The sequence below is a fragment of the Ruminococcus sp. J1101004sp1_RTP21198st1_B9_RTP21198_201120 genome, assembly GCF_040924245.1.
GTDB lineage: Bacteria > Bacillota > Clostridia > Lachnospirales > Lachnospiraceae > Blautia_A > Blautia_A faecis.
The window spans coordinates 83,014-107,319 of sequence record NZ_JBCOMI010000001.1 but is presented as its reverse complement, the minus strand read 5'-3'; the positions used below and the strand labels follow the sequence as shown (position 1 = coordinate 107,319).

The 24,306-nt window shown below is 44.6% G+C and carries 22 protein-coding genes; 1 reads left to right on the top strand and 21 read right to left on the bottom strand.

Annotated features, from left to right (window positions below; all coding sequences use genetic code 11):
• Positions 1–14 precede the first annotated feature (14 nt).
• The gene (locus AB5618_RS00470) at positions 15–197 is read left to right on the top strand and encodes a DUF6783 domain-containing protein (RefSeq protein ID WP_368366430.1); all 183 of its coding nucleotides are present in this window, start codon (positions 15–17) and stop codon (positions 195–197) included.
• A 1-nt stretch (position 198) separates the two neighbouring features.
• On the opposite strand, the gene rpsA is transcribed toward AB5618_RS00470, so the two are convergent.
• The 21 genes from rpsA to AB5618_RS00365 all read right to left on the bottom strand — a co-directional run bounded on the left by rpsA (position 199) and on the right by AB5618_RS00365 (position 24,293).
• On the bottom strand, positions 199–1,278 hold the full coding sequence (gene rpsA, locus AB5618_RS00465) for a 30S ribosomal protein S1 (protein WP_118578042.1): 1,080 nt from the start codon (positions 1,276–1,278) through the stop codon (positions 199–201).
• Complete coding sequence (gene ispH / locus AB5618_RS00460) at positions 1,259–2,128, bottom strand: 4-hydroxy-3-methylbut-2-enyl diphosphate reductase (RefSeq protein ID WP_148461991.1); 870 nt, start codon at positions 2,126–2,128, stop codon at positions 1,259–1,261. Before ispH ends, rpsA begins: the two co-directional genes overlap by 20 nt.
• A gap of 3 nt (positions 2,129–2,131) precedes the next feature.
• Positions 2,132–2,800: a (d)CMP kinase gene (gene cmk, locus AB5618_RS00455; RefSeq protein WP_148461990.1), complete on the bottom strand. Its 669-nt coding sequence runs from the start codon at positions 2,798–2,800 to the stop codon at positions 2,132–2,134.
• A gap of 60 nt (positions 2,801–2,860) precedes the next feature.
• The gene (locus AB5618_RS00450; protein ID WP_148461989.1) at positions 2,861–4,138 is read right to left on the bottom strand and encodes an NAD(P)/FAD-dependent oxidoreductase; all 1,278 of its coding nucleotides are present in this window, start codon (positions 4,136–4,138) and stop codon (positions 2,861–2,863) included.
• A 239-nt stretch (positions 4,139–4,377) separates the two neighbouring features.
• Complete coding sequence (locus tag AB5618_RS00445) at positions 4,378–5,790, bottom strand: oxaloacetate decarboxylase subunit alpha (RefSeq protein WP_148461988.1); 1,413 nt, start codon at positions 5,788–5,790, stop codon at positions 4,378–4,380.
• 87 nt (positions 5,791–5,877) lie between these two features.
• On the bottom strand, positions 5,878–7,026 hold the full coding sequence (locus AB5618_RS00440) for a sodium ion-translocating decarboxylase subunit beta (protein WP_148461987.1): 1,149 nt from the start codon (positions 7,024–7,026) through the stop codon (positions 5,878–5,880).
• Positions 7,027–7,042: 16 nt separating this feature from the next.
• Positions 7,043–7,411 carry a biotin/lipoyl-binding carrier protein gene (locus AB5618_RS00435; protein ID WP_118578036.1) on the bottom strand — a complete coding sequence of 123 codons (369 nt, stop codon included), beginning with the start codon at positions 7,409–7,411 and terminating at the stop codon, positions 7,043–7,045.
• A gap of 18 nt (positions 7,412–7,429) precedes the next feature.
• The gene (locus AB5618_RS00430; RefSeq protein WP_173769066.1) at positions 7,430–8,164 is read right to left on the bottom strand and encodes an OadG family transporter subunit; all 735 of its coding nucleotides are present in this window, start codon (positions 8,162–8,164) and stop codon (positions 7,430–7,432) included.
• Between the two features lie 14 nt (positions 8,165–8,178).
• Positions 8,179–9,615, bottom strand: a complete 1,437-nt coding sequence (locus AB5618_RS00425) for an acyl-CoA carboxylase subunit beta (protein WP_227199146.1) — start codon at positions 9,613–9,615, stop codon at positions 8,179–8,181.
• Positions 9,616–9,787: 172 nt separating this feature from the next.
• Positions 9,788–11,116 (bottom strand): D-alanyl-D-alanine carboxypeptidase family protein, encoded by a 1,329-nt coding sequence (locus AB5618_RS00420; protein WP_243879967.1) that lies wholly within the window; start codon positions 11,114–11,116, stop codon positions 9,788–9,790.
• Between the two features lie 153 nt (positions 11,117–11,269).
• Positions 11,270–12,067 (bottom strand): zinc dependent phospholipase C family protein, encoded by a 798-nt coding sequence (locus tag AB5618_RS00415; RefSeq protein ID WP_148461983.1) that lies wholly within the window; start codon positions 12,065–12,067, stop codon positions 11,270–11,272.
• Between the two features lie 132 nt (positions 12,068–12,199).
• The gene (gene scpB / locus AB5618_RS00410) at positions 12,200–12,769 is read right to left on the bottom strand and encodes an SMC-Scp complex subunit ScpB (protein WP_118578031.1); all 570 of its coding nucleotides are present in this window, start codon (positions 12,767–12,769) and stop codon (positions 12,200–12,202) included.
• 3 nt (positions 12,770–12,772) lie between these two features.
• A complete protein-coding gene (locus tag AB5618_RS00405; protein WP_148461982.1) occupies positions 12,773–13,564 on the bottom strand; it encodes a ScpA family protein in 792 nt (263 codons plus the stop codon).
• 17 nt (positions 13,565–13,581) lie between these two features.
• Positions 13,582–14,370 carry a metallophosphoesterase gene (locus tag AB5618_RS00400; RefSeq protein ID WP_148461981.1) on the bottom strand — a complete coding sequence of 263 codons (789 nt, stop codon included), beginning with the start codon at positions 14,368–14,370 and terminating at the stop codon, positions 13,582–13,584.
• Positions 14,371–14,403: 33 nt separating this feature from the next.
• Positions 14,404–15,432: a molybdopterin-binding protein gene (locus AB5618_RS00395; RefSeq protein WP_173769067.1), complete on the bottom strand. Its 1,029-nt coding sequence runs from the start codon at positions 15,430–15,432 to the stop codon at positions 14,404–14,406.
• Positions 15,433–15,471: 39 nt separating this feature from the next.
• The gene (locus AB5618_RS00390) at positions 15,472–17,220 is read right to left on the bottom strand and encodes an ABC transporter ATP-binding protein (RefSeq protein WP_118578027.1); all 1,749 of its coding nucleotides are present in this window, start codon (positions 17,218–17,220) and stop codon (positions 15,472–15,474) included.
• A 323-nt stretch (positions 17,221–17,543) separates the two neighbouring features.
• The gene (locus AB5618_RS00385) at positions 17,544–18,812 is read right to left on the bottom strand and encodes a D-alanyl-D-alanine carboxypeptidase family protein (RefSeq protein WP_173736118.1); all 1,269 of its coding nucleotides are present in this window, start codon (positions 18,810–18,812) and stop codon (positions 17,544–17,546) included.
• A gap of 134 nt (positions 18,813–18,946) precedes the next feature.
• Positions 18,947–19,639 carry a P-II family nitrogen regulator gene (locus AB5618_RS00380; protein WP_118578026.1) on the bottom strand — a complete coding sequence of 231 codons (693 nt, stop codon included), beginning with the start codon at positions 19,637–19,639 and terminating at the stop codon, positions 18,947–18,949.
• A 188-nt stretch (positions 19,640–19,827) separates the two neighbouring features.
• The gene (locus AB5618_RS00375; RefSeq protein ID WP_330602360.1) at positions 19,828–21,432 is read right to left on the bottom strand and encodes a DUF1538 domain-containing protein; all 1,605 of its coding nucleotides are present in this window, start codon (positions 21,430–21,432) and stop codon (positions 19,828–19,830) included.
• Between the two features lie 278 nt (positions 21,433–21,710).
• On the bottom strand, positions 21,711–22,796 hold the full coding sequence (gene mnmA, locus AB5618_RS00370; RefSeq protein ID WP_226815611.1) for a tRNA 2-thiouridine(34) synthase MnmA: 1,086 nt from the start codon (positions 22,794–22,796) through the stop codon (positions 21,711–21,713).
• 321 nt (positions 22,797–23,117) lie between these two features.
• Entirely contained in the window at positions 23,118–24,293 is a 1,176-nt protein-coding gene (locus AB5618_RS00365; protein WP_148461977.1) for a cysteine desulfurase family protein, read from the bottom strand.
• Between the last annotated feature and the right edge of the window lie 13 nt (positions 24,294–24,306).

The following is a 24,306-nucleotide window of genomic DNA, read 5'->3' as shown; positions in this document are numbered from 1 at the left end:
AGCGTATCTGAAAAATCATTCCCGCAAATTGTGATGCACATCTTGCAGAAAGCCTTTTCCAGACACGCTCTAACAGACAATGTCTTTTTACTAATATCATATTCATGATATCAAAACCAACCGCCATTCACAAATCCTGTGAATGGCGGTTATTTACATGGGATAAAAGAAATGCACAACACATCCCTCTTGGTTAAATTATTCCTCTACAGACTCTTCCTCAGCCGGAGCCTCAAGAGCTTTCATGCTAAGGCTGATCTTCTTGTCTTCGCCATTGAAATCAACAACTTTAGCCTGGATCTCCTGTCCGATTGTAAGCACATCAGATGGTTTTGCAACGTGCTCTCTGGAAATCTGAGATACATGAAGAAGTGCATCTACGCCAGGTGCAAGCTCAACAAATGCACCGAAGTCTGTCATACGTGCAACTTTACCAGTTACTACGTTTCCAACAGCGAAATCCTCAGCAGCTGTAAGCCATGGATTCTCCTCCGGGAATTTCATTGTAAGAGCAATCTTCTCGCCCTTGATATCTTTGATCATAACTTTAACAGTCTCACCAACTGTGAAGACTTTCTTCGGGTTCTCTACTCTGCCCCAGGACATCTCAGAGATGTGAAGCAGTCCGTCAGCGCCGCCCAGATCGATGAATGCACCAAAATCTGTAACGTTCTTAACAACACCCTCTACTGTATCGCCAACATGGATACGCTCCATAAGCTCCTGCTGTTTCTTAGCTTTCTCAGCAACAAGAAGCTGTTTGCGGTTACCAATGATGCGGCGTCTTCTTGGATTGAACTCTGTGATAACGAACTCAATCTCCTGATCAGCATATTTGCTGAGATCTTTCTCATATGTGTCGGAAACAAGGCTTGCAGGAATGAATACACGTGTCTCCTCAACGTTAACACATAATCCACCGTCAAGTACCTGAGTTACAGGAGCCTTTAATACTTCCTGGTTCTCGAATGCTTCCTCAAGGCGTTTATTGCCTTTCTCTGCAGCAAGTCTCTTGTAGGTTAAGATAACCTGGCCTTCGCCATCGTTTACCTTAAGCACTTTGGCTTCCATGGAGTCACCTACATGTACAGCGTCTGTGAGTACTACGGAAGGATCATTGCTATATTCACTCTTGGTGATAATACCATCAGCTTTATAGCCAATATTCAGGATAATTTCATCTTCTTTCACATCGATGACCTTTCCCTGTACGATTTCTCCATTTCTGATTGTTTTTACGGAATCTTCCAGCATCTGTTCAAAACTTAATTCTGACATGTTCTTGAACCTCCTCAATAATTTTCTTTGGGGTTGAAGCCCCTGCTGTAATACCTACATAACTACTGCATTGGAACATATCTGAATCCAAGTCTACAGGTGTTTGTATATAGTAAGTATTTTCACATTCCTTTTTACATATTTCAAACAGCTTTTGAGTATTGGAACTATGTCGGCCTCCTACGACTAACATAGTGTCTACCTCTCCGGCTATGCTCTTTGCTTCTCTCTGCCGTTCTTCGGTAGCATTACAAATAGTGTTTAAAATATTAAGAATATTTAAAACAGTATTATCATACCTCTTTTTGCGGAGAATTTCAACTAAATCTTTAAATTTATTATAATTAAATGTGGTCTGCGACACAATGCACACATTTTTGCCTTCCGGAGGCACGAAATCCAGTGCGTCCTGTTTGGTGCGGATCACAGTATATGGTCCTATACACCAGCCGCAGATTCCCACAACCTCAGGATGATCCGGATCTCCAATGATCACAATATGGGAACCGGCTTTGCTCTCCTTTTCCACAATCCGGTGGATCTTCAGGACAAAAGGACAGGTCACGTCCACATAGGAAAGGCCGCACTCTTCCAGCTGATCGTAGACTTTTTTTCCAACACCGTGTGAGCGGATCACTACGGTGCTGCCCTCTGGAAGAGTTTTCAGTTCTTCTTCTGAAGCAACACGGACACCTTTCTTTTCCAGATCATTTACCACTTCTTCATTGTGGATGATGGGGCCCAGGGTAAAAAGCCTGTCCGGACAGCTGTCGATCAGTTCATATACCTTATCTACTGCACGCTGCACGCCAAAGCAAAAGCCTGCTGTTTTTGCAACTTTTACTTCCATGGTTTATTCCACCTTATCTTTGTAAATTCCAAGGATCGCAGCTACCACTTCATCAATGTTCATAAGAGAAGAATCCACAAGCACTGCATCCTCAGCCTGGCGAAGAGGAGAAATTTCTCTTGTCATATCCTGATGATCCCGGTTTTCAATGTCTTTCTTGATTTCTTCAAGATCAGCACTCTCGCCCTTGGCAAGATATTCATCATAACGCCTCTTAGCTCTGGTCTCCACGCTGGCAGTAAGATAAATCTTCACCTGTGCGTCCGGAAGAACTACAGTTCCAATATCCCTGCCATCCATTACCACATCGTTCTTTGCTGCCAGATTTCTCTGAAGATTGAGAAGATGTGCCCTTACCGCCGGGTTTGCAGATGTTTTGGATGCCATGTTTCCAACCTCTTCCGTACGGATATACTGATTTACATTCTCACCGTTAAGAATTACAACTTGCTCTCCATTTTCATATCGAATGGAAACCTCAGCGCTCTGACAGTTACCTGCAACTGCTTCCGCATCTGTTCCGTCAATTTCATTTCTCAGCAAATAAAGTGCAACGGCACGGTACATAGCGCCTGTATCTACATAAATAAAAGACAGTTCCTTTGCCACTCTCTTTGCAATTGTGCTTTTGCCTGCTCCTGCCGGCCCGTCAATGGCAATGTTACATCCCATTTTCTCTGTTACCTCCTCTTAAATCGCAGTTTTTTCACTTCTTACATTTATAACAGATTTTTATTCATTTTTCAATGCCATAGCTGCAAGATATGCGGTAGACCATGCAATCTGGAGATTATAACCGCCGGTCACTGCATCCAGATCCAGTACTTCTCCGATAAAATAAAGCTTCTTTACCCTTCTGGATTCCATAGTACCAGGCTGGATATCCTTCACAGAAACACCACCTCTTGTAATAACTGCTTCTTTATATTCTCCCATTCCATTGATGGTAAATGGGAAAGCTTTCACCAGTTCTTCAAAGTGCATTCTTTCTTCCCTGGAAATATCGTGTATCTTTTTTTCCGGAGAAATACCACCCAGTTCCAGCATGACAGGTGTAAGGGATGATGGAAAAAGTACGCCGATCACATTCTTAAACTGTTTGTTCTGTCCTGCCTCAAATTCCCGCAGAATTCTGGCATCCAGCTGTTCCATGGTAAGGGCAGGCTTCAGATCCAGATAAGCATTCAGCTCTCCGGATTTCTGCAGTTGTTTGCCAATATGTGCGCTTGCAGATAAAATCATGGGGCCTGTCACGCCAAAGTGGGTGAACATCATCTCGCCAAAATCCTGGAAAAGCACCTTTTTGCCTGACTTAATCGTAAGTTCAGAGTTTTTTAAGGAAAGTCCCTGAAGTCTTGGGATATAATCCTCTTTTGTCTTAAGAGGAACCAGAGACGGAGAAAGCTCCGTTACTTTATGGCCGGTTTCCTCTGCAAAGCGATAACCATCCCCTGTGGAGCCTGTTGACTGATAGGAAAGTCCTCCAGTGGCAACCAGAACATGGTCGCCCTCCATAAAACTTCCATCTGCCAGTTCTACACCGGTTACCTGGCTGTGATGTGCCTTTTTCTCATCCACGTCCGGTTCCTCATAAGGACTGACCTTCACATTTTTCACCTCTGTGCGAAGATGGATATATGCGCCAGCTTTCTTAAGTTCCCGTTCCAGACCGCGGATAATATCTGAAGAATGGTCAGACACAGGGAAAACCCGGTTACCTCTCTCTGTCTTCAGTGGAACTCCCGCTTCTTCAAAGAATTCCATTACGTCCTGGGGTGTAAAAGAATAGAAAGCACTGTACAGGAATTTCGGGTTAGACATAACTGCCCGGAACAGTTCTTCCGTGTCACAGTTATTTGTAACATTGCATCTGCCTTTTCCTGTAATATACACTTTCTTTCCAAGTTTCTCATTTTTCTCCAGAATGTGGACCTCATGTCCTGCCCTTGCCAGATAAACACCGGCCATCATTCCAGCAGCTCCGCCGCCTACGATCAATATTTTACTCATTTAGATACCTTTCATAAATCTGTTCGAAAACCTTTTTCTGCGGAATTCCCAGGTTGTGACCAGCCGCCCCTGGCGATATTTGCCCACTGTAGAATATTTTTTTCATACCGGATTCAAACAGTTTTGTGTATATTTTTTAAAAAGACACGTGCAAAAACCTTCTCTGCACGTGTCTTTCGTCGTAATTTCTATAGGATCAGCATATAACCTGTCCCATAGAAATCCTTATTCCTCACTGATTAAACCGGATATGCTCCGTTTTTGGTATCAGCAACAGTCTCATCCACCTTTTTCTCCTGAGCCTGACGATACTTGAAGAAGTCAGTAGCAACCTGTGGGAACAGTGCATAGGACAGAACGTCCTCATCCTGCTCTTTATACTGTGCCATCTCGCCTTCAAGTTTGCCCAGCTCATTCTCAAGAAGATCTGCCGGACGGCATGTGATCGGCTTCGTATCACCGATGCATTTCTTCTGAACTTCCGGATTGAATGGTTTTGCTGTAGCGCCATATTTTCCGCTGAGAACATCCTTTGTCTCTTTGGTAACCATCTTGTATCTCTCGCCCATAAGAACGTTAAATACAGCCTGTGTACCAACGATCTGGGAAGACGGAGTAACAAGCGGCGGCTCACCAAGGTCTTTACGCACACGCGGAACTTCCTCAAGAACATCATAGAACTTGTCTTCTGCATGCTGCTCTTTCAGCTGGGAAGTAAGGTTGGATAACATACCACCCGGTACCTGATACAGAAGAGTCTTAATGTTTACGCCAAGGTTCTTCGGATTCAGAAGGCCGCTCTCAAGAGCCTCGTCACGCATTGGACGGAAGTAGTCTGCGATCTCAGCAAGAAGCTGCTGATCAAATCCGGTATCATATGGAGTGCCTTTGAAGGTCTCAACCATAACCTCAGTTGCAGGCTGGGAAGTACCCAGTGCAAATGGAGACATTGCAGTATCGATGATATCGACACCAGCTTCAACAGCTTTTAAGTAAGTCATGGAAGCTACACCAGAGGTGTAATGTGTATGAAGATCGATCGGGATCTTAACAGTCTCTTTCAGGGCTGTAACAAGCTCAGTTGCCTTATATGGAAGAAGAAGACCGGCCATATCTTTGATACAGATAGAGTCTGCACCCATTTCCTCGATACGTTTCGCAATGCTTGTCCAGTACTCAAGAGTATAAGCATCACCAAGTGTATAGGAAAGAGCAACCTGTGCATGGCCATGCTCTTTGTTTGCAGCATGTACAGCAGTCTGAAGGTTGCGAAGGTCGTTCATACAGTCGAAAATACGGATGATATCGATACCATTTGCCAGAGATTTCTGAACAAAATACTCTACAACATCATCAGCGTATGGACGGTATCCAAGAATGTTCTGGCCACGGAAAAGCATCTGCAGCTTTGTGTTCTTAAATCCTGCACGTAATTTACGAAGTCTTTCCCACGGATCCTCATGAAGGAAACGAAGGCTTGCATCGAAAGTAGCACCGCCCCAGCACTCAACTGCATGGTAGCCTACTTTATCAAGTTTATCAACGATTGGAAGCATCTGCTCTGTTGTCATACGGGTTGCAATCAGGGACTGATGTGCATCACGCAGAATAGTTTCCACAATTTTAACAGGTTTTTTTTCAATTTCTGCCATAATTGTTCTCCTTATTTATTTAGTTCATCCGGACTTCCCGGTTTCACTATAGAAAGCCGGGAAAAATCCGAATTTCTGGTATCATTATTAGATTCCGTAAATAGCCATAAATGCTCCTGCAGCAACGGCTGTACCGATAACACCGGCAACGTTTGGTCCCATTGCATGCATCAGAAGGAAGTTGGTAGGATCTGCCTCAGCACCAACCTTCTGGGAAACACGGGCTGCCATAGGTACCGCAGATACACCGGCGGAACCAATAAGCGGATTGATCTTGCCGCCTGTAAGCTTGCACATAACCTTTCCGAGCATAACACCGCCGAAAGTACCACATGCAAATGCCACAAGACCTAATACAACGATCTTCAAAGTGTCCACATTCAGGAATGCCTCTGCACTTGTGGAAGCACCAACAGATGTACCAAGAAGGATAACTACGATGTACATAAGTGCATTGGAAGCTGTCTCTGTAAGCTGTTTTACAACGCCGCACTCTCTGAACAGGTTACCAAGCATAAGCATACCAACCAGAGGAGCTGTTGTCGGAAGAATCATGCAGACAACGATTGTGATTACGATTGGGAAGAGGATCTTCTCAAGCTTGGATACAGGACGAAGCTGCTCCATCTTGATTTTACGCTCTTTCTCAGTAGTAAACAGTTTCATGATCGGAGGCTGGATGATCGGAACCAGTGACATATAGGAATATGCCGCCACGGCGATCGGTCCCATAAGAGCAGTCTGACCAAGCTTACCAGCAAGGAAAATGGAGGTCGGACCATCTGCACCACCGATGATGGAGATTGCTGCTGCTGCTTTTCCATTGAATCCAAGGAAGATTGCAAGGAAGTAAGCTATATAGATACCGAGCTGCGCTGCAGCACCCATCAGGAAGCTTTTCGGATTCGCGATCAGCGGACCAAAGTCTGTCATGGCACCTACACCCATAAAGATAAGGGAAGGAAGAATACTCCACTCATCAAGGATGTAGAAGTAATGAAGAAGACCACCAACACCGTTGGACATGTCTTCCGGATTTGCCATAATGTCCGGATAAATATTAACAAGGAGCATACCAAATGCAATGGGAACAAGCAGCAGAGGCTCAAATCCCTTTGCAATGGCAAGATATAAGAATACACAAGCAACCACGATCATCAGGTAGTTACCCCATGTCAGATTAAAAAATGCGGTCTGATGGATCAGGTTGGACAAAGTGTCTGCTACGTAAGACATCCTATTACCTCCCGACTTAGTTCATTGTTGCCAGGGTATCTCCATTTTCTACAGAGGCACCTTCTGCAACGTCAATGCTTGCAACGGTTCCGTCCTGAGGAGCTACAACCGGGATCTCCATCTTCATGGATTCCAGGATTACAATGTTGTCACCGGCTTTTACAGCCTGTCCAACGCTTGCTGCGATTTTCAGAACCTTTCCAGGTACGGAAGCTGCAACCTTAACTGCGCCTGCTCCGGCTGCTGCCTTAGGAGCTGCCTTCGGTGCCGGTGCTGCTTTCGGAGCTGCTGCAGGAGCTGCAGCTGCTGGTGCGGAAACGCTTCCTGTCTCTTCAACAGTTACTTCATATGCTGTTCCGTTAACGGTAATTGTATAACTTTTCATTTTAGGATCCTCCTGTATTTATCTCTTTTTACGATTGATTTTGCGGATGGAACGAACAACGAATCCATCTGTAGTGGTTCCCTCAGCTGCTGCAATTGCTGCTGCGATAACCGCGATCAGTTCTGTATCGTCTGCTTCTGCAGCTTCCACTGGTGCTGCCACCGGTGCAGGGGCAGGGGCTGCTGCAGCCTGAGCTTTTTTCTTTGCTTCCGGATTCGGGATGAATCTGAACAGATAGATCAGGAAGCTCAGGAAAATAAGAACGATGAATACGATTGCAATACCCATGATAGTATTCATAACAGCTCTTCTTAAGGTCTCAGCCATGGAATACTGTACATCAACAGTAAGGGATGTAGGTGTTCCTGTAGAAGCATCGAAAATATAAACGAAATTTGCATCTGCTTTCTCGAAGGAGACCGGTACAGTAACGGTATATCCATCGTCAGAAGCCTTCACCTCTGTCTCTCCGGTTCTCTCCTTTAAAGCCCCAACTTCATCCTTGGAGCCTGCCCATGCAGTCATTGCTCCAACAGTAAACTCATCAGATGACTTGGTATAATTCTCAATATCTTCATCACTGAGAGCAATGATGGTATCGGTAAGTCCCTCAGCGGTAGTGACCAGGGTCTGCTTTACCGTGTCATCAACCTCATCAGCTGCCCATACGGAGGATACTCCGGTAAGAGTGAGAACTGCCATCATGAGAAGTACTGTGCAAAGGGAGGATACTTTCTTAAAAATCTGTTTCATATGCTCCACCTCGCTTAGACCGTGCCGTGTTTCTTGGACGGACGTTCTTCCCTTTTTGTGAACAGCATTTCAAATGCACCGATCACATATTTTCTTGTATCAGCCGGGCTGATAATGGTGTCAACATATCCTCTTGCTGCTGCAGAGGAAACAGAGTTCTGAAGTTCTCTGTACTCAGCTGCTTTCTCAGTAAGAGCTGCTGCGTCATCGCCTGCATACATGATCTTGGCTGCAAGGTCTGCATCCATCATACCGATCTCTGCGTTCTCCCATGCGTATACCATGTCTGCACCGATTGCTTTGCTGTTCATAGCTGTGTAAGCGGTTCCAAATGCTTTGCCGATCACAACGTTAACCTTCGGAACAGTAGCGTCTGCAAATGCATGAACCAGTGCTCCGACAGATTTCGCCATCATCTTCTCGCCACATACAGTAGCCTTAAAGCCGTTTACATTTGTAAGAGTAAGTACCGGGATCTCGAAAGCGTCACAGAATTTTACGAACTCTGCTGCTTTTCTTGCACCGCGTGCACTAAGGGTACCATCAGACTCCCATACCTTTTTGCCTTCTACATCATAGCTCTCGCTTCTGTTTGCAACAGCACCAACGGTAGCGCCGTTCAGTCTGATAAATCCAACAGCAACACTCTTGCCGTAGTCAGCTTTTACCTCGAAGAACTGTCCGTTATCAGCGATTCTGGAAAGTGCAATGGCTGTGTCGCCTGTGCAGTTCTCAATATCCTCGCATACACGGTTCAGGTCGTCTGTGCACTCCATGTAAGAATCAGTGTCTTCGCAGTTAGATGGCAGATATGTTACGAGTTCACGGATTTTACCAAGGATCTCGTCCTCAGTACCGATTCCGTCTACAAGACCTGTCTCTTCGCTCTGGAATCTGGCAGAGGATGTGTCACATTTGGAAACGTGATTGCCTTCAAGGGCGTTCGGGGTGTTTACAAACAGTTTGCCTTTCTTCTCTTCAACAAATGTGAAGTCTGTCAGTGCCGGTACAAGTGCCATACCACCACCGCAGGTACCGAAGATACCTGTGATCTGTGGAATCAGTCCGGATGCCAGAGTCTGTTTCATATAAATTTCACCGAATGCTTCCAATGCGTCAGTTGCCTCCTGAAGACGGAGACCTGCACAATCGATCAGGCCGATCACCGGAGCACCGGTCTTCATAGCCATATCATAAAGTCTGGTAATCTTCTTGGCATGCATTTCACCAACTGTTCCGTTCAGTACGGAAACATCCTGGCTGTACACATACACCAGATTTCCATCGATTACACCATATCCGGTAATAACACCGTCTGAAGGTGCTTTTTTTTCAGTCATGTTGAAATCTGTATTTCTGGCTGTTACACTTTGGCCGATCTCAACAAAACTGTTCGCGTCAAGCAAAGAAGTGATTCTTGTGCCCGCTAAACTTTGTGTTGCGTTACTCATTCTTTCTTGCCCTCCATTTTATAATAATTTAAAAGTATAACCAAAAATTCTGCCGATTCTAATTGTACATTTTTTCACACAATTTTTCAATAGTTTTCCGTGTTTTTATGCAAAAAAATCCCTCGATTTTCGGGGGATTTTTTTATATATCATACATATTCCGTCAGGCTTTTTAGTGAAAAAAGTCATGAAACACCTTGTTTGCACACCATAAATAGGTGATTTTGACGATATTGCGATCTGCTGTCACAAAATAGTTATCCAGGACAAGTTCTCCAAGGCTAAAAGTGACCTGACCAATTTTCTGCCCCTTTTTCACAGGCGCTGTCAAATTTTTCTCAATACGCAGACGACAGGTAATCTTTTCCCCTTCTTTCAGAAGGATCTGCTTCTTTTTGTCAGAATCGGATGCCTGGATCTGTCCATTTATATATGCATCTGCGAAACCTGTCCCGATTTCTGTGAAAATTTTCCCGGAATTTTCCTGGTTTTCTTTACCAGATTCTTTCCCGCTGCTTTCGTCAGTCCCATCCTTTACTGGTATAGCCGGAATCTCCGGCTCCTGCCAGTAGGTTTCCTTGTGAAAATTTGCTTTGCCATATTCCAGCAGTTTCATGGCATCTTTCCATTTATATGTCTTATTATTCGGCCAGCCGCAGCCAAGAAGGGAAATAATAAATTTTCTTTCCTCATTTTCACAGGCTGCCACATAACAATAACCCGCATTTCCTGTAAAACCTGTTTTTCCTGAAATGGCGTCCGGAGTCATATCAAGAAATGCATTTGCATTATGGACAGAAAACTGACGTTTTCCTGAAATATCAGAAAAAGAATAATCCCTGGTCTGTGTAATATGAAGAAATGCTTTATTTTTCACCGCATAGCTCATGATCAAAGCCAGATCTCTTGCGGTAGTCTGATGAATGCCTCCTGCATCTGCACTGTCAAGACCGTTCGGCGTAACAAAATGAGTGTTCGTGCAGCCAATCTCCTTTGCTTTTGCATTCATCATTTTTGCAAACCCTTCCACAGAACCGCCAATGTGTTCAGCAATTGCCACGGCCGTATCATTATGGCTTTTCAACATTAAAGAATAAAGAAGATCTTCCAGGTAATACTGCTCCCCTTCCTTTAAATTCAGCTTTACTTCTGGTTGAGAGGCCGCATTTTCTGACACCATTACATAATCATCACCGGAGCCCTTCTCCAAGGCAAGGATACAGGTCATTACCTTTGTGGTACTGGCATTCGGACGAGCTATATAGCCCTCTTTTTCGTACAGTACCCGGCCAGAATCCCCATCCATAAGAACTGCTGATAAGGCATAGAGATTTCCAGGTCCGTCTGTTTCTTTCATATCAACAGCTGCCGGTATCATCTGCACAATGGAGCTGACAGCCTTTTTTTCGTCTGTGCCAGTGCTTCCTGACACCTGGCCAGCAGTGCATAAAACAAGTACAAAAGTCAGTGTAAGACAAAAGAATCTGTATCTGCTTTTCATAGTCCACCCCACATTCCGTTTATAGTATTTTACGCGAACCTGTCCCAAACTATGCAAAGCTCACTCTACAAGTTTTACCTGATAAAAAGAACAGGTATCTTACAGAAATACCTGTCCCTGAAATTGGTTCAATTTTCAATTTGTATATCACAGCTAACCATTGTAAGTCAGATCCCATCGCTCAGACAACAGCCTGTCCTCCTGGGAAAGCTGATACAGCTCCAACAATTCTGCCGGTGCCTCTTTCACCTCTTTTTCAAACAATGTATTCAGCTGTTCCACAGGTTCCCTGCTGCCACCTGCCGGCTGAGCCATCATATAGTGATCGATCAAAGCAGACTGTGCTCTTCTTCCTCCAAGGCTGGAAAGCTTCGACAAGCGCGCCCGTCTTGTCCCGCCATCGTCACATACCAGCAGATTTGTCATAAATTTCATCAGTTTAAGGCTCAGAAGAATATCTCCTGTTTTTACAAGAGGAAAAGCCTTGTGGATTTCCGCTGCATTTTTGCGTTTTGCTTTGATACAATCAGAAGGATAAAAGGCATATGGATTTTTTCCATTTTCTTCCATAAGGAAGCGGTCAAATTCAATTTCCAGAAGGCTGTGGGAAATCCTGCCCTTATCATTCATTTCATTTACAAAAGGATGACAGGAAGAGTCCAGAAGATAATGACAGCCAAAGCCAAGAAGATAGGCAAGAAGTGCCTCATCACCAGTCTCTCTGACCTGCGCCATTCCCTGGGTAAAAAAAGCCCGGGCTTTTTCTTTGTGCATACGGTATCCTACACTGCTTACGTGATTCTTAAAAATAAAATAATAGAAGAAAATATCCGGTCCGTGAAGACCGATCCGATACAGTTCACCGTTTTTCCGAATAATTTCTTTCACTTGATCGGGCAATTGTCTGTATACTTTCTGACCAAACAAATCATGTGCATATGTTGTGGGCATTTTTTCTCTCCTGTCTTATCGCCTGCAGTTTATCTGCGGCTTACTTGTCCTGTTTCATTGTCTGCAGTTTATCCGCGGCTTACTTGTTCTGTTATATCGTCTGCAGTTTATCTGTGGCTTACTTGTCCTGTCTTATATATCCAGCTTCAGCTGTACTTCCTCTTCGGCCTCAGCCTTAAAATCCGCCATTTTTACCGGATCCACAGCCGGCAGCTCTTCCAGACCCTGCACACCAAATGTGCGAAGAAATTCTTCTGTAGTGCCGAAAAGGATCGGCCGTCCAGGTGCATCAAGACGTCCAAGCTCCTTTACCAGATTATACTCAACCAGCTTATTTACTGCATGATCGCTTTTTACTCCCCGGATCTTTTCAATCTCAGCTTTTGTCACAGGCTGCTTATAGGCAATAATAGACAGCGTTTCCAGCATAACATCTGTAAGGGCAGGTTTCTTAGGCTGCATGGCAATCCGGATCAGACAGCCATAGTAATCCCGTTTGGTGCACAGCTGATAAGAGCCTTCCAGCTCAATGATCTGGATTCCCCTTCCCTCATCCTTATATTTATCCATCAGATTATGGAGTAATTTTTCTGTAGTCGGCTTATCCTGCTGAATTGCTTTCGCAATCTGACCTAATTCCACAGATTCACCCATCGCAAACAGAATTGCCTCAACGGCACCTTCTAATCGTTTAATTTCCATATACTATCCTTCTTCCTCTGCAAACTCTGTCAGATTCTTCCAGGTTTCTGGCTCCGTCACAACATTGATCTGGATGTCATCAAAGATCTCTTCCTGAACCACATGAATGTGTCCCATTTTTATCAGTTCCAGAACAGAAAGGAAGGTAACGATTACCTGTACTTTGGAGCACTGCTTTTTCAACAGGTCCCGAAAGCTGAATTTCCTGTGAGTCTTTGCAAATTCTTTCATCTCCAGCATTTTATCAGAAAGACTGACTTCTTCCTTCTCGATTTTTCCAAACTGGCTTCGGATAGGGTCCCGTCTGTCGTCCTGCCGCCTGATGATCGACTGGTAAATGGCGTTTAACTTCTCAAGAGTAAGACCAGCCAGAAGTTCTGAGGGATCCACTGGTTCCCGGTACTGAAGCACCTCCCTGGGCACATCCGGCTCACGGAAATAGACGCCGCTGGCATCGTCCATCTTGTCCTTCAGCTCATAAGACATATATTTATACATCTTATATTCCAGAAGTTTCTGAACCAGCTCCGCTCTGGGATCCTCTTCTTCTCCTTCTTCATTGATCTCTTTTGGAAGAAGCATCCGGCACTTGATATCCAGAAGCGTAGCGGCCATGACCATAAACTCACTCATAATACCAAGGTCTTCTTTTTCCATAGCGTGAATGTATTCCATGTACTGATCCGTAATCTCCACAATCGGTATATCATAAATATCAATTTTATTTTTATCAATAAGGTGAAGGAGCAGATCAAGCGGTCCTTCAAAAACATTCAGTTTTACGGGAATTGCCATGCGCTTTCCTCTCTCCCTTACGGTTTCATTTCTATAAAAATCAGCTCTCTTGGATTATGGATCCGAAGAGGCACTGTGTGTTCCCCAAGACCTGCACTTACGATCATACATTTGCCATTTTTGTAAAAATCGCCGCAACAGTATTTGGGAAAAGGTATAAACTGAGAGCTGATGGCTCCCACATGTCTGGAAAAACGGAGCACACCGCCATGGTAATGTCCAGACAGGATCAGGTCTGCACCCCAGCGGAAATAGGTTCTGCCATATTTGGGGTTATGGGCAAGCAGAATATTTATGGCCTCCGGATCTGGCTTTCCCATAAGCTCTTCCATTTTTTCAGAAGTGAGCTTCGGGGAAAAAGGCTTATGATAGTATTCCAGTGGAAGTTCCAGTCCATTTACCACAAAGGAATTGCCAGCCAGAACAACTTTGTTCTTCTCATTTGCCAGGAAACAGATTCCTTTTTGTTTCAATTCTGCCTGATATTCCAGATACTCATTCCGATAAATGTGCTCTTTGGCCTTCATTTTGGTTTCGTGATTTCCCATGGCGTAAAAAATAGGAAAGTTCTTCGCCAATGTACAAAGCAGCTTCCTGGCGGTTTCCAGGGTGGAAGGATCCATCCGAACCACCATGTCTCCGGCAAGAAGAATGGCATCAGGGGCATATTCCTGGATTTTTTTCAGCAAAGTATTGTTCTCTTCGCCGAAAATGCTTCCGTGAAGGTCTGCAAGAACAGCAAAGCGCACGCTTTTTTTTATTTTCGGGTTATGGACTTCATAGGTTGCAGTTCGAAATTTTTCCATAAATCTCCTTAAATACTTTGTAATTTCCAGAGCTTACTTTCCAAATCCACAGTTGGGGAAAGTACAGACTTTGCAGTTCAGGCAGAGACCGCCTTCTCCGTATGCAGCAACTTCTTCCGGGAAAATTTCATCGTCTGCCATGATTCTTGGCAGAACCAGGTCAAATACAGTGCGCTTCGCATACATGACACATCCGGGAAGGCCAAGGATCGGGATGCGTTTTCCCTCTTTCTCATAGTAAGCGATGAGAAGCATGGCTCCTGGCAGTACCGGTGCACCGTAAGTAACAACTCTGGCTCCTGTATCACGGATTCCTCCAGGTGTACGGTCATCTGGATCTACACTCATGCCGCCGCTGCAGACTACCATATCTGCACCCTGGTTAATAAATTCCATAATGTCGGCTGTGATCTGTGCCTTGTCATCTCCCGGAGTCGTCTGACCGATCACCTCAGTGGGGTACTCGGAAAGCTTTTCTTTTAATACAGGGGTAAAGGTATCCTGAATCAGACCTTTTTTTACCTCGCTTCCAGTTGTAACGATCCCAACTTTTTTGAGGTGATAGGGAAGAATGGAAAAAATCGGTTCCGGTCCAGCAGCTTCCACAGCTTTGTCCATTTTTTCTTTTTCGATTACAAGAGGGATGATCCTGGTGCCAGCCAGTTTATCTCCTTTTTTTACCGGGAAGTCCCCGTGGCGGGAAGCGATCATCATCTCCCCCAGAGAATTCACTGCCAGAAGGGCATCTCTGCGGATTTTCAGAACTCCATCCTCGTCTGCTACCAGTTCGATCTTGCCTTCTTTCACATCAGTTCCATGCATGGAATCTCCTGCACAGATTTTATACAAGATATCAGCGCCCTCATTTTCATGAAGAATGCCTTCTTTCTTTTCCCACACAAAAAGATGTTCTTTTCCAACAGAAAGGAGCAGCGGAATGTCCTCTTCTTTCACAATATGTCCTTTGGAAAACAGAACGCCTTTCTTCTCATCCTTTATAATCTGTGTAATATCATGGCAGAGGATCTGGCCCACTGCGTCTTCGGTTCTTATTTCTTTCATTCTGCAATTCATCCTTTCGCATATAATTGCTGTTTACGATCACAATCCGGCTTTGCAAAGTTTCGCATATACGCCGTCCTTCTCCATCAGCTCCTGATGTGTACCTTCTTCTGCAATTCCATCTTCGGTCAGCACCAGGATCCTTCTGGCATTGCGGATCGTGGAAAGACGATGGGCGATCACAAAGGTGGTTCGGTCTTTGGCAAGACGTTCCAGAGATTGCTGCACTACCTTCTCACTTTCGTTATCCAGGGCGGATGTTGCCTCATCAAAAATCAGGATCGGCGGATTCTTCAGAAAAGCTCTCGCAATGGAAAGACGCTGTTTCTGTCCTCCGGAAAGCTTCACGCCGCGCTGTCCAATGTCTGTGCCATAGTTATCCGGCATTTCCATGATAAAGTCGTGGGCATTGGCAAGCTTGGCTGCGCGGATAACTTCCTCATCGGTAGCGTCCGGACGGCCATACCGGATATTTTCCATAATGTTTCCTGCAAACAGGTATACATCCTGCTGCACAATGCCAATCTGATTACGAAGATCCTTCAGTTTGATCTTTCGGATATCTTTTCCATCCAGATAAATGGCACCGGATGAAACATCATAAAATCTGGGGATCAGGCTGCAAAGGGTAGTCTTTCCAGCTCCGGAAGTGCCTACAAGGGCAACATAGTCACCGGGCTTTACCTCCAGATTTACGTTGGAAAGTACTTTTTCATTGTGGTCTTCATAGTGGAAAGAAACATTCTCGAAGCGGATATCTCCTTTTACATGATCCATAGAAACTGCATCCGGCGCATCCTCAATATCCGGCGCAATGGACATCATTTCCAGGAAGCGGTCATAACCACTGTAGCCGTTCTGGAACTGCTCGGTAAAGTTTACCAGCTTGGTAACCGGCTCTGTAAAATTGTTAATATACAAAAGGAAGGTCACAAGATCTGTGGCGCTTAAATCTCCTGCCGCCAGGAACATGGCTCCGGAAACCAGTGCAGTAACTGTGATCAGCGTGGTAAACGCATCCATGCCTGCATGATAACCTGCCATATAGCGGTAAGTCACACGCTTGGAATCCACAAAACGCTCATTTCCTTTACGGAATTTCTCAATCTCGCGCTTCTCATTTCCAAAAGATTTTACCACACGGATTCCGGAAAGACTGTCCTCGATCTGGCTGTTGATCTCGCCCATGCGCACACGGTTTTCCTTAAATGCACTTTTCATCTTTTTATTATAAATCAGTGCATAGATCAGCATAATAATTACAACTGCGAAGCACAGCAGCGCCATCTGCGGCTTCACATTCATAAGAATGATCAGTGCTCCGAACAGCTTGATCACTGAGATCAGAATATCCTCCGGTCCATGGTGGAGAAGCTCTGTAATATCAAAAAGATCACTTGTGATCCTGGAAAGAAGCTGGCCGACCTTCTGATTATCATAAAATGCAAAAGAGAGCTTCTGGTAATGGCTGAATATCTCGTTTCGCATATCATGCTCAATATAAGCGCCCATCATATGTCCATAATAGGTAATAAAATAACGGCTTCCAAGCTGCACCAGGATCAGTACCAGCATTCCCACCCCGATTTTCAAAATCATGGTCTTCGCTTCATCCGCTGACATTTCACTTATGGAATTCATAATATAACGAACCATCAGTGGAATGACAAGTGTCACTGCTGCCCCAAGGAATGCAAAAAAAAGATCTGCAAAAAACAGTCCCTTATATGGTTTATAATAGCCTGCAAGCATCTTTAATCTGCCAGGCTGTTTTTTCTCTTGTTTCATATGATTTCCCTCCGCTTTTGCTGCTATATTTTTGTAAGACATCAGCAAAAATTTTCATACAGAGTTTATTATAAACCGACGAGGACTGTTTTGTCAAAATGCTTCTTTAATTTGTATAACTATTTTTAGGGTTACTGTTCACTCCGTTCACAGTAACGCGCTTCGCGATGCACAGAAATCATGCATTCGCATGATTTCGCGCCGCAATTCTCGGGTTTTCTGTGAACTTTGTTCACAAAAAACGCCTCGCGGAACGTTACCAGTGAACAGTAACTTTTTAGGGGCAAAGGTGAAAATCAGGTTCTCCTGCCATACTACGTTCTTTACAATAGCTTTAATAGCTTTTCCAGACAGTTTTTATAGGTTGCTTTTTCTATAGTTTCAGAAAAAAGAATGTTCACCTCTCCAAGCTTTTGTCCATTCTGGTAATACTCCAGGGTACCGGCAACATCGCCTTCTTTTACAGGCGCCTGGACCTGAGTTTCCAGATTCAGTTTCCGTTCCACTTCGCCTATGGTTTTGCCGTCGGTGCTCAGATACTGGAAGTTCTTTTCATATTTTATTTCTGTAGTAGGTTTGGTTCCTTTTCGGACCTCTATCTGGGGAAGCTTTTCGGGATTTTCATCCGTGTAAAAGCTGCATTTTGAAAAACCGTAGTTCAGCATGGCAGCGGCGTCCTTGAAACGAACTTTGTAATCGGGTGCTGCCATAACTACAGAAATCAAGGTAATGTTATTTCGGGACGCCACAGCAGATACGCAATACTTTGCCAGACTGGTACTTCCAGTTTTCAGACCGATGCATCCGTCGTAGCTTCGAAGGAGTTTGTTAGTGTTCGTTAAGCAAAACTCTTTGGAGCCTTGTCTGGTCACATGAGTAATATTTTCCATCCATATAGAAGAGTACTCCAGGATCTTCGGATATTTGGTGATCAGCTCCCGGCTCATAATGGCAATGTCCCGGACAGTTGTGTAGTGATCTGTGGATTCTGTCAATCCACAGCAGTCTACAAAATGGGTATTCTCCATTCCAAGCCCTGCTGCCCGCTCATTCATCTGCCGCACAAATTCCTGCTCGCTGCCTCCAATATGCTCTGCCATTGCTACACTGGCGTCATTTCCAGAGGCGATCACAATGCACTTGATCATAGTCTCCACGTCCTGGGTTTCTCCTTCCTCCAGAAATACCTGGGAGCCACCCATAGATTTCGCATAGGCACTGGTGGTTACCAGATCATCCATTTTCAGTGTACCATTCTCCAACGCATCGAAAATCAGGATTAACGTCATAATCTTTGTAATACTCGCTGGACTTCGCCTGGTATCCGAATCTTTTTCGTAAATTACAGTGCCTGTACTGGCCTCCATTAAAAGAGCAGAAGGTGCCTGCACAAGCGCATCATCAGGTGCTGCTGGCTCCGTGGTTTTTTCTTGTTCTTCCGGGGATGCAGCGGTATTATCACTTGTAAAATTTTCTGCCCTTTCATTCAACGATATATCTGCTTTCCCATATACAATCCGACAGCCAGTTCCCACCATGAGACTGGCCAGCAAAATAGGTAAAACCGCCTTTCTTATTGCCTTTCCAAGCATAGGATGTCTCCTCAAAAATAAGTTCTATTCTATTGTAAAGCGGTCACCATAATTTTATTACTATAATCTCAGAATGCAAAAGCATCACCAATCTGCAAATATTTCCATGACTTCTCCACGTAAAAAAGTGGAGTTTACGAATTTTCTTCCTCATCTTCCAGGATCCGCAGCCCGGCTGTGCTGGTTACGGGGAGGGAAAATACGATGGTTCCTGCTTTGGAGGTGAGACCGGCTTTTTCCATGATAGCACTCATAATGGCATTTTTCTGTTCTGATTTTGCCACAATGAAGATCACCTCTTTTTCGGAAACCAGGGAAACGCCAAGAAACTGTTCGGCGCGCTTCATTCCTACCCCTTTTCCATGAAGAACGGTACCGCCGGTTGCGCCACCCTCCTCTGCTGCTTTCATCACCTGGGTGTTATATCCGTAATTGGCAATTGCCACGATCAGTTCATGCTTTGTCTCTTTCAATGTACCTTCCTCCTCTCTTACAAACTCCTGTCCCTGAATGAGAAATCCCAATTCCCGTTTGCCGCCAATGCTGCTCATGGGAATGGTAAATGCAATCCCAGTTCCGGGCACGTCGATCCGCAGCTGGTTCTGCAAGCCCTTTTTCACCTTTTTCCAGGTAGCTTCTGTCACAAAGTGAAAACAGATGCTTTTCTCATCATCTTCTAATCCCATATAGTCAAGGATGGAGCTTGAGGCAGTTCCCATACCAAGGGAAACCGTTCCTACTTCTATCTGATTTTCCCGGTAAAGTGCTGCAAATTTCGACATGTATTTTCGGTTGGTGATGGTAACCATCATGTATAATTCGCTCATAGATGATTCCTTTCTTTATAAAGTTCGTTGCTGTTCATAATCTTCCCTGAGTGTACCCAATCATCATTCCTATAATCTGTACTTCCACTTTGTGCCACACAAAAATGGCATCTATTAGGTCTTCCTAACTATAATTGTTCATTTATAATGTGTTTGAGTCAACACTCAATCCCTATTTTCTTAATTTTCTATAACTCTATAATTTCTGTGTCTTCCAGTTCTTCAAACAGTTCCGCCACTGGTATAGCTTCCACTGGTATTTTGTCCGCAGGCAAATTCTTCCCCTTGCCTCCAAGCTCGCCGCCTTTTACCTGGTAAACCAAGCCCAGCACCTGAAGAGTAATAAGAGGCGTCATGGCAACCATCGCCACTACTCCAAAGGCATCTGTCACAATATTTCCCCCCACAGCTTCACAGGCGCCCTGTGCAAGAGGAAGGAGAAAGGTTGCGGTCATAGGTCCTGAGGCAACACCACCAGAGTCAAATGCAATGGCAGTAAAAATTTTCGGCACAAACAGGCTGAGAATTAAAGCAATAGCATAGCCTGGCACCAGAAAATAGAAAATGGAAATTCCGGTCAGCACCCGAAGCATGGAAATCCCAACAGAGACTGCCACACCCACAGACAAACCGATCTGAATAGATTTCCCGGAAATCGCTCCGTCAGTCAGCTCCTCAACCTGCTTCATCAGCACATATACCGCAGGCTCGGCTTTTACAATAAAGTAACCGATCACCATTCCAAGAGGCACAAGAATCCAGTTATAAGGCAGATTTCCCAATACCATCCCCAGGTAATTTCCAGCTGGGATAAAGCCTACATTTGCTCCGGTAAGAAACAGAACAAGTCCTATATATGTATAAAATAAACCGATACAAATTTTGATCAGCACAGTTTTATTCAATTTTAGCGAAACAATCTGGAAAATTCCGAAGAAAACAACAATTGGGAAAAGGGATACGGCGATCTCCTTAAAATATTTCGGCAGTGCAACTGCAAATAATTTTCCCAGTTCTATAGAATTTTCCACTTCAGAAACCACTTCCAGCGCAGCACTGCCTTCCGTGTGGTACAAAAGTCCCAGAATCAGAACTGCCAAAATAGGTCCAATGGAGCACAGGGCCACAAGCCCGAAACTATCATCTCCGGCATGTTTATCATTACGGATGGATGCAATACCAACACCCAATGCCATAATAAAGGGTACTGTCATAGGTCCAGTGGTCACTCCACCGGAATCAAATGCCACTGCCAGAAAATTCTCAGAAACAAACATGGCTAATACAAATACTAAAATATAGAAACTGAATAACAATGGCGGCAGTGCAATTCCAAAAAGGATACGCAATAAGGCCACAACAAGAAACGCACCAACACCAAGTGCCACGGATAAGATCAGCACCAGATTGGGCACAGAAGAAACCTGTTCTGCAAGAACCTGCAGATCTGGTTCAGATATTGTGATAATAAAGCCCAGAATAAAACCGATAATTATAATAAAGCCTAACTTTTTCGTGCGAAGCATACTGCCTCCCACATGTTCTCCCATGGGCGTCATGGATAATTCTGCTCCCATGGAAAAAAAGATCATTCCCAGGATCACAAGCACAGATCCTACCAGGAATTCCACCAGGATGCCTGGAGATAACGCAGCCACGGTAAAACCAAGTATAAAAACGATCAGTACAATGGGAATCACTGCGCTGATGGATTCTCTGGCTTTCTCCCTGGCTTTTTCCTTTAAGACGGACTGATGGGACTGAAGTTCTCTGATTAATTTTCTTTTTTCCACATATACCTCCATTTCTGAATATTTCACTGTAGTTGACTGGAGTGTGTTTGAAAAGGCATTCTATCATCTATACGCTCCACTTTGATGCCTGATATGGGTTATTGTAACATTTTCCCATAGGGTTAGTCATCTATAAAACAAAGATATATTCTTAATTTTTTGTAAACTGACTGCATAAACAAAAAAACAACCAGAATTTAATATAGACCTAGCTATATTTCTTCCGGTTGTTTTACATCAATATATTTTCAACAGATATCATGCAATTTCGGATTTTATCAGCCCGTGATCACACCGCCGCCAATGACTACGTCTCCATCATAAAGCACAGCTGCCTGCCCTTTGGTGATAGCTCTCTGGGGCTCATCAAAAATGATGTGTACACTATGTTCTCCAGTAACTTTTACAGTTGCCCACTGCTCCTTCTGGCGGTAACGAACCTTGGCTTTGGCGCGAAATTCTGCCGGCGGGGTATCAAAGGAGATGAAATTAAAGTCTTCCACATCCAGTTCGCGATGGAACAAATCCTCATTATCTCCCAAAATCACGCGGTTCTCTGCCGGACAGATTTTGGTAACGTAAACCGGCTTCCCGGCTGCAATACCAAGCCCCTTTCGCTGACCTACCGTGTAGCCAATAATTCCTTTATGATGCCCAAGCACATTTCCGTCTTTATCTGTAAAATCGCCTGCCGGATAGTCTTTTCCTGTAAACCGGCGGATAAATCCAGCATAATCCCCATCTGGGACAAAACAGATATCCTGGCTGTCCGGCTTATCTGCGTTATAGAAATTCTGCTGGTCTGCGATCATGCGGGTCTGATGTTTATTCATGTCTCCAAGTGGAAACATGGTGTGTGCCAGCTGCTCCTGAGTAAGAGAGTAAAGAACATAACTCTGGTCTTTTGCAGGGTCAGCTGCTTTTTTCAGAAGATATCTTCCATCTTCCCGCTTTTCAATTCTGGCATAGTGTCCGGTTACTACATAGTGACAGCCTAATTCTTCTGCACGATGGTAAAGGCTGTTGAATTTCAGGTAGCGGTTGCAGTCAATGCAGGGGTTGGGAGTTGCACCGTTTTCATAGGCTGCTACGAAGCGGTCCATAACTTGTTTTTTAAAATCTGCGGTGAAATTAAACACGTAATACGGGATTCCAAGATTATGTGCTACGCTCCTTGCATCCTCCACATCATCCAGAGAACAGCAGCTTTTTTTGCGGCTCACACCGGCATCTTCATTCTGGAAAAGCTTCATGGTGACACCGATGCAGTCATATCCATGCTCCTTCATCAGGTAAGCGGCCACTGAAGAATCTACGCCGCCACTCATGGCGATCAATGCTTTTTTCATATTGTCTGATTCCATATTTATACCTCATAAAAACTGAAAACTATTACTATTTAATGTGTTTAAGTCCCAGCCGACACACAGCATTTGGGCAATGTGTATTACTCCAGCGAGCCATTTCAGGCGCGCTCTTAGCGTAAGCGAAATCCAGCGCTTACGGAGACTTATGCGTGAGGGCTCTCCCGAACGCATTAGTCGCAGTTAGCGATTAGTTCGCTGGAGCGTTGCGCCGGCGAGTGAGTAATACACATTGTCCAAATGCGTCCCTCCTGACGAACTTTTAATCAACTAAATAGCAATCTATTCTAATAATCATATCTTGTATCATACACGATTCTTTTAATCCTCGCAATGCTTTTTCCGCCAATCATCTGACATTCCGCGGAGTTGTTCCACCACCTGGGGAATCACTTCCAGCATATAATCGATTTCTTCCTCAGTATTGGAAATGTCAAGGCTGATTCTGAGGGAGCCCTGGGCGATTTCAGGAGCGAGACCAAGAGAAAGAAGTACAGGGCTTGGATCCAGGGCACCTGATGCGCAGGCAGAACCAGAAGAAGCACAGATTCCCCTGCTATCCAGAAGAAGCAGCAGGCTTTCACCGGATACACCTTCAAAGCAGAAATTCACATTACCAGGCAAGCGTTTCTCCCTGGAACCATTCAGTATACTATAAGGAATCTGCGAAAGCCCCTGAATCAAACGATCTCGCATGGCGATAACCTTGGCTTCATTTTGTTCCATCAAAGTGCACTCTTCTTTCAGAGCAGCTGCCATTCCCATAATTGCCGGTAAATTCTCTGTGCCTGGCCGTTTTCCACGCTCCTGGCCGCCGCCCTCCATAAGAGAAGTCAGTTCAATCCCCCGTTTCACATACAATGCACCGATTCCTCTTGGGCCATGAAATTTATGTGCGGAAAGAGATAACATATCAATATTCTGTTTCTTCACATTTACCGGGATATGTCCTGCTGCCTGCACTGCATCTGTATGAAAAAGCACCCCGTGAGCACGGCAGGCTTCTCCAATTTCCGCTATAGGAAGAACAGAGCCAATTTCATTATTGGCAAACATAACCGTAACCAGACAGGTATCCGGCCGAATTGCTTCTTCCACCTGAGCAGCTGTAATATTCCCCTCTGCTCCCACATCCAGAAGCTGAATCTCAAATCCCTGCTCCTTCAGCCTTCTCAGAGTATGAAGCACCGCATGATGCTCAAACGCAGTAGAAATAATATGCCTCTTATTCTTTTTCGCCCCAAGCATAGCCGCTGACACAATTGCCTGATTATCTGATTCTGTCCCACCTGATGTAAAAAAAATCTCTTTCGGCATACAGCCAAGGCAACGTGCAATCTGCTCTCTCGCCGTCTGTAAGGCATCATTTGCTGCCATCCCAATCTGATGAATACTGGACGGATTTCCGTAACTATTCTCCATTGCAGAAATCATAGCCTTCATTGCTGTCTGACTTATTTTTGTGGTTGCTGCATTGTCTGCATAAATTCTAGGCATAACTCAAATTCCT

What these genes read in the sequence shown, in the direction of transcription:
- rpsA (WP_118578042.1), bottom strand. Translation starts at nt 1,278, where the DNA reads ATGTCAGAATTAAGTTTTGAACAGATGCTGGAAGATTCCGTAAAAACA.
- ispH (WP_148461991.1), bottom strand. Translation starts at nt 2,128, where the DNA reads ATGGAAGTAAAAGTTGCAAAAACAGCAGGCTTTTGCTTTGGCGTGCAG.
- cmk (WP_148461990.1), bottom strand. Translation starts at nt 2,800, where the DNA reads ATGGGATGTAACATTGCCATTGACGGGCCGGCAGGAGCAGGCAAAAGC.
- AB5618_RS00450 (WP_148461989.1), bottom strand. Translation starts at nt 4,138, where the DNA reads ATGAGTAAAATATTGATCGTAGGCGGCGGAGCTGCTGGAATGATGGCC.
- AB5618_RS00445 (WP_148461988.1), bottom strand. Translation starts at nt 5,790, where the DNA reads ATGGCAGAAATTGAAAAAAAACCTGTTAAAATTGTGGAAACTATTCTG.
- AB5618_RS00440 (WP_148461987.1), bottom strand. Translation starts at nt 7,026, where the DNA reads ATGTCTTACGTAGCAGACACTTTGTCCAACCTGATCCATCAGACCGCA.
- AB5618_RS00435 (WP_118578036.1), bottom strand. Translation starts at nt 7,411, where the DNA reads ATGAAAAGTTATACAATTACCGTTAACGGAACAGCATATGAAGTAACT.
- AB5618_RS00430 (WP_173769066.1), bottom strand. Translation starts at nt 8,164, where the DNA reads ATGAAACAGATTTTTAAGAAAGTATCCTCCCTTTGCACAGTACTTCTC.
- AB5618_RS00425 (WP_227199146.1), bottom strand. Translation starts at nt 9,615, where the DNA reads ATGAGTAACGCAACACAAAGTTTAGCGGGCACAAGAATCACTTCTTTG.
- AB5618_RS00420 (WP_243879967.1), bottom strand. Translation starts at nt 11,116, where the DNA reads ATGAAAAGCAGATACAGATTCTTTTGTCTTACACTGACTTTTGTACTT.
- AB5618_RS00415 (WP_148461983.1), bottom strand. Translation starts at nt 12,067, where the DNA reads ATGCCCACAACATATGCACATGATTTGTTTGGTCAGAAAGTATACAGA.
- scpB (WP_118578031.1), bottom strand. Translation starts at nt 12,769, where the DNA reads ATGGAAATTAAACGATTAGAAGGTGCCGTTGAGGCAATTCTGTTTGCG.
- AB5618_RS00405 (WP_148461982.1), bottom strand. Translation starts at nt 13,564, where the DNA reads ATGGCAATTCCCGTAAAACTGAATGTTTTTGAAGGACCGCTTGATCTG.
- AB5618_RS00400 (WP_148461981.1), bottom strand. Translation starts at nt 14,370, where the DNA reads ATGGAAAAATTTCGAACTGCAACCTATGAAGTCCATAACCCGAAAATA.
- AB5618_RS00395 (WP_173769067.1), bottom strand. Translation starts at nt 15,432, where the DNA reads ATGAAAGAAATAAGAACCGAAGACGCAGTGGGCCAGATCCTCTGCCAT.
- AB5618_RS00390 (WP_118578027.1), bottom strand. Translation starts at nt 17,220, where the DNA reads ATGAAACAAGAGAAAAAACAGCCTGGCAGATTAAAGATGCTTGCAGGC.
- AB5618_RS00385 (WP_173736118.1), bottom strand. Translation starts at nt 18,812, where the DNA reads ATGCTTGGAAAGGCAATAAGAAAGGCGGTTTTACCTATTTTGCTGGCC.
- AB5618_RS00380 (WP_118578026.1), bottom strand. Translation starts at nt 19,639, where the DNA reads ATGAGCGAATTATACATGATGGTTACCATCACCAACCGAAAATACATG.
- mnmA (WP_226815611.1), bottom strand. Translation starts at nt 22,796, where the DNA reads ATGGAATCAGACAATATGAAAAAAGCATTGATCGCCATGAGTGGCGGC.
- AB5618_RS00365 (WP_148461977.1), bottom strand. Translation starts at nt 24,293, where the DNA reads ATGCCTAGAATTTATGCAGACAATGCAGCAACCACAAAAATAAGTCAG.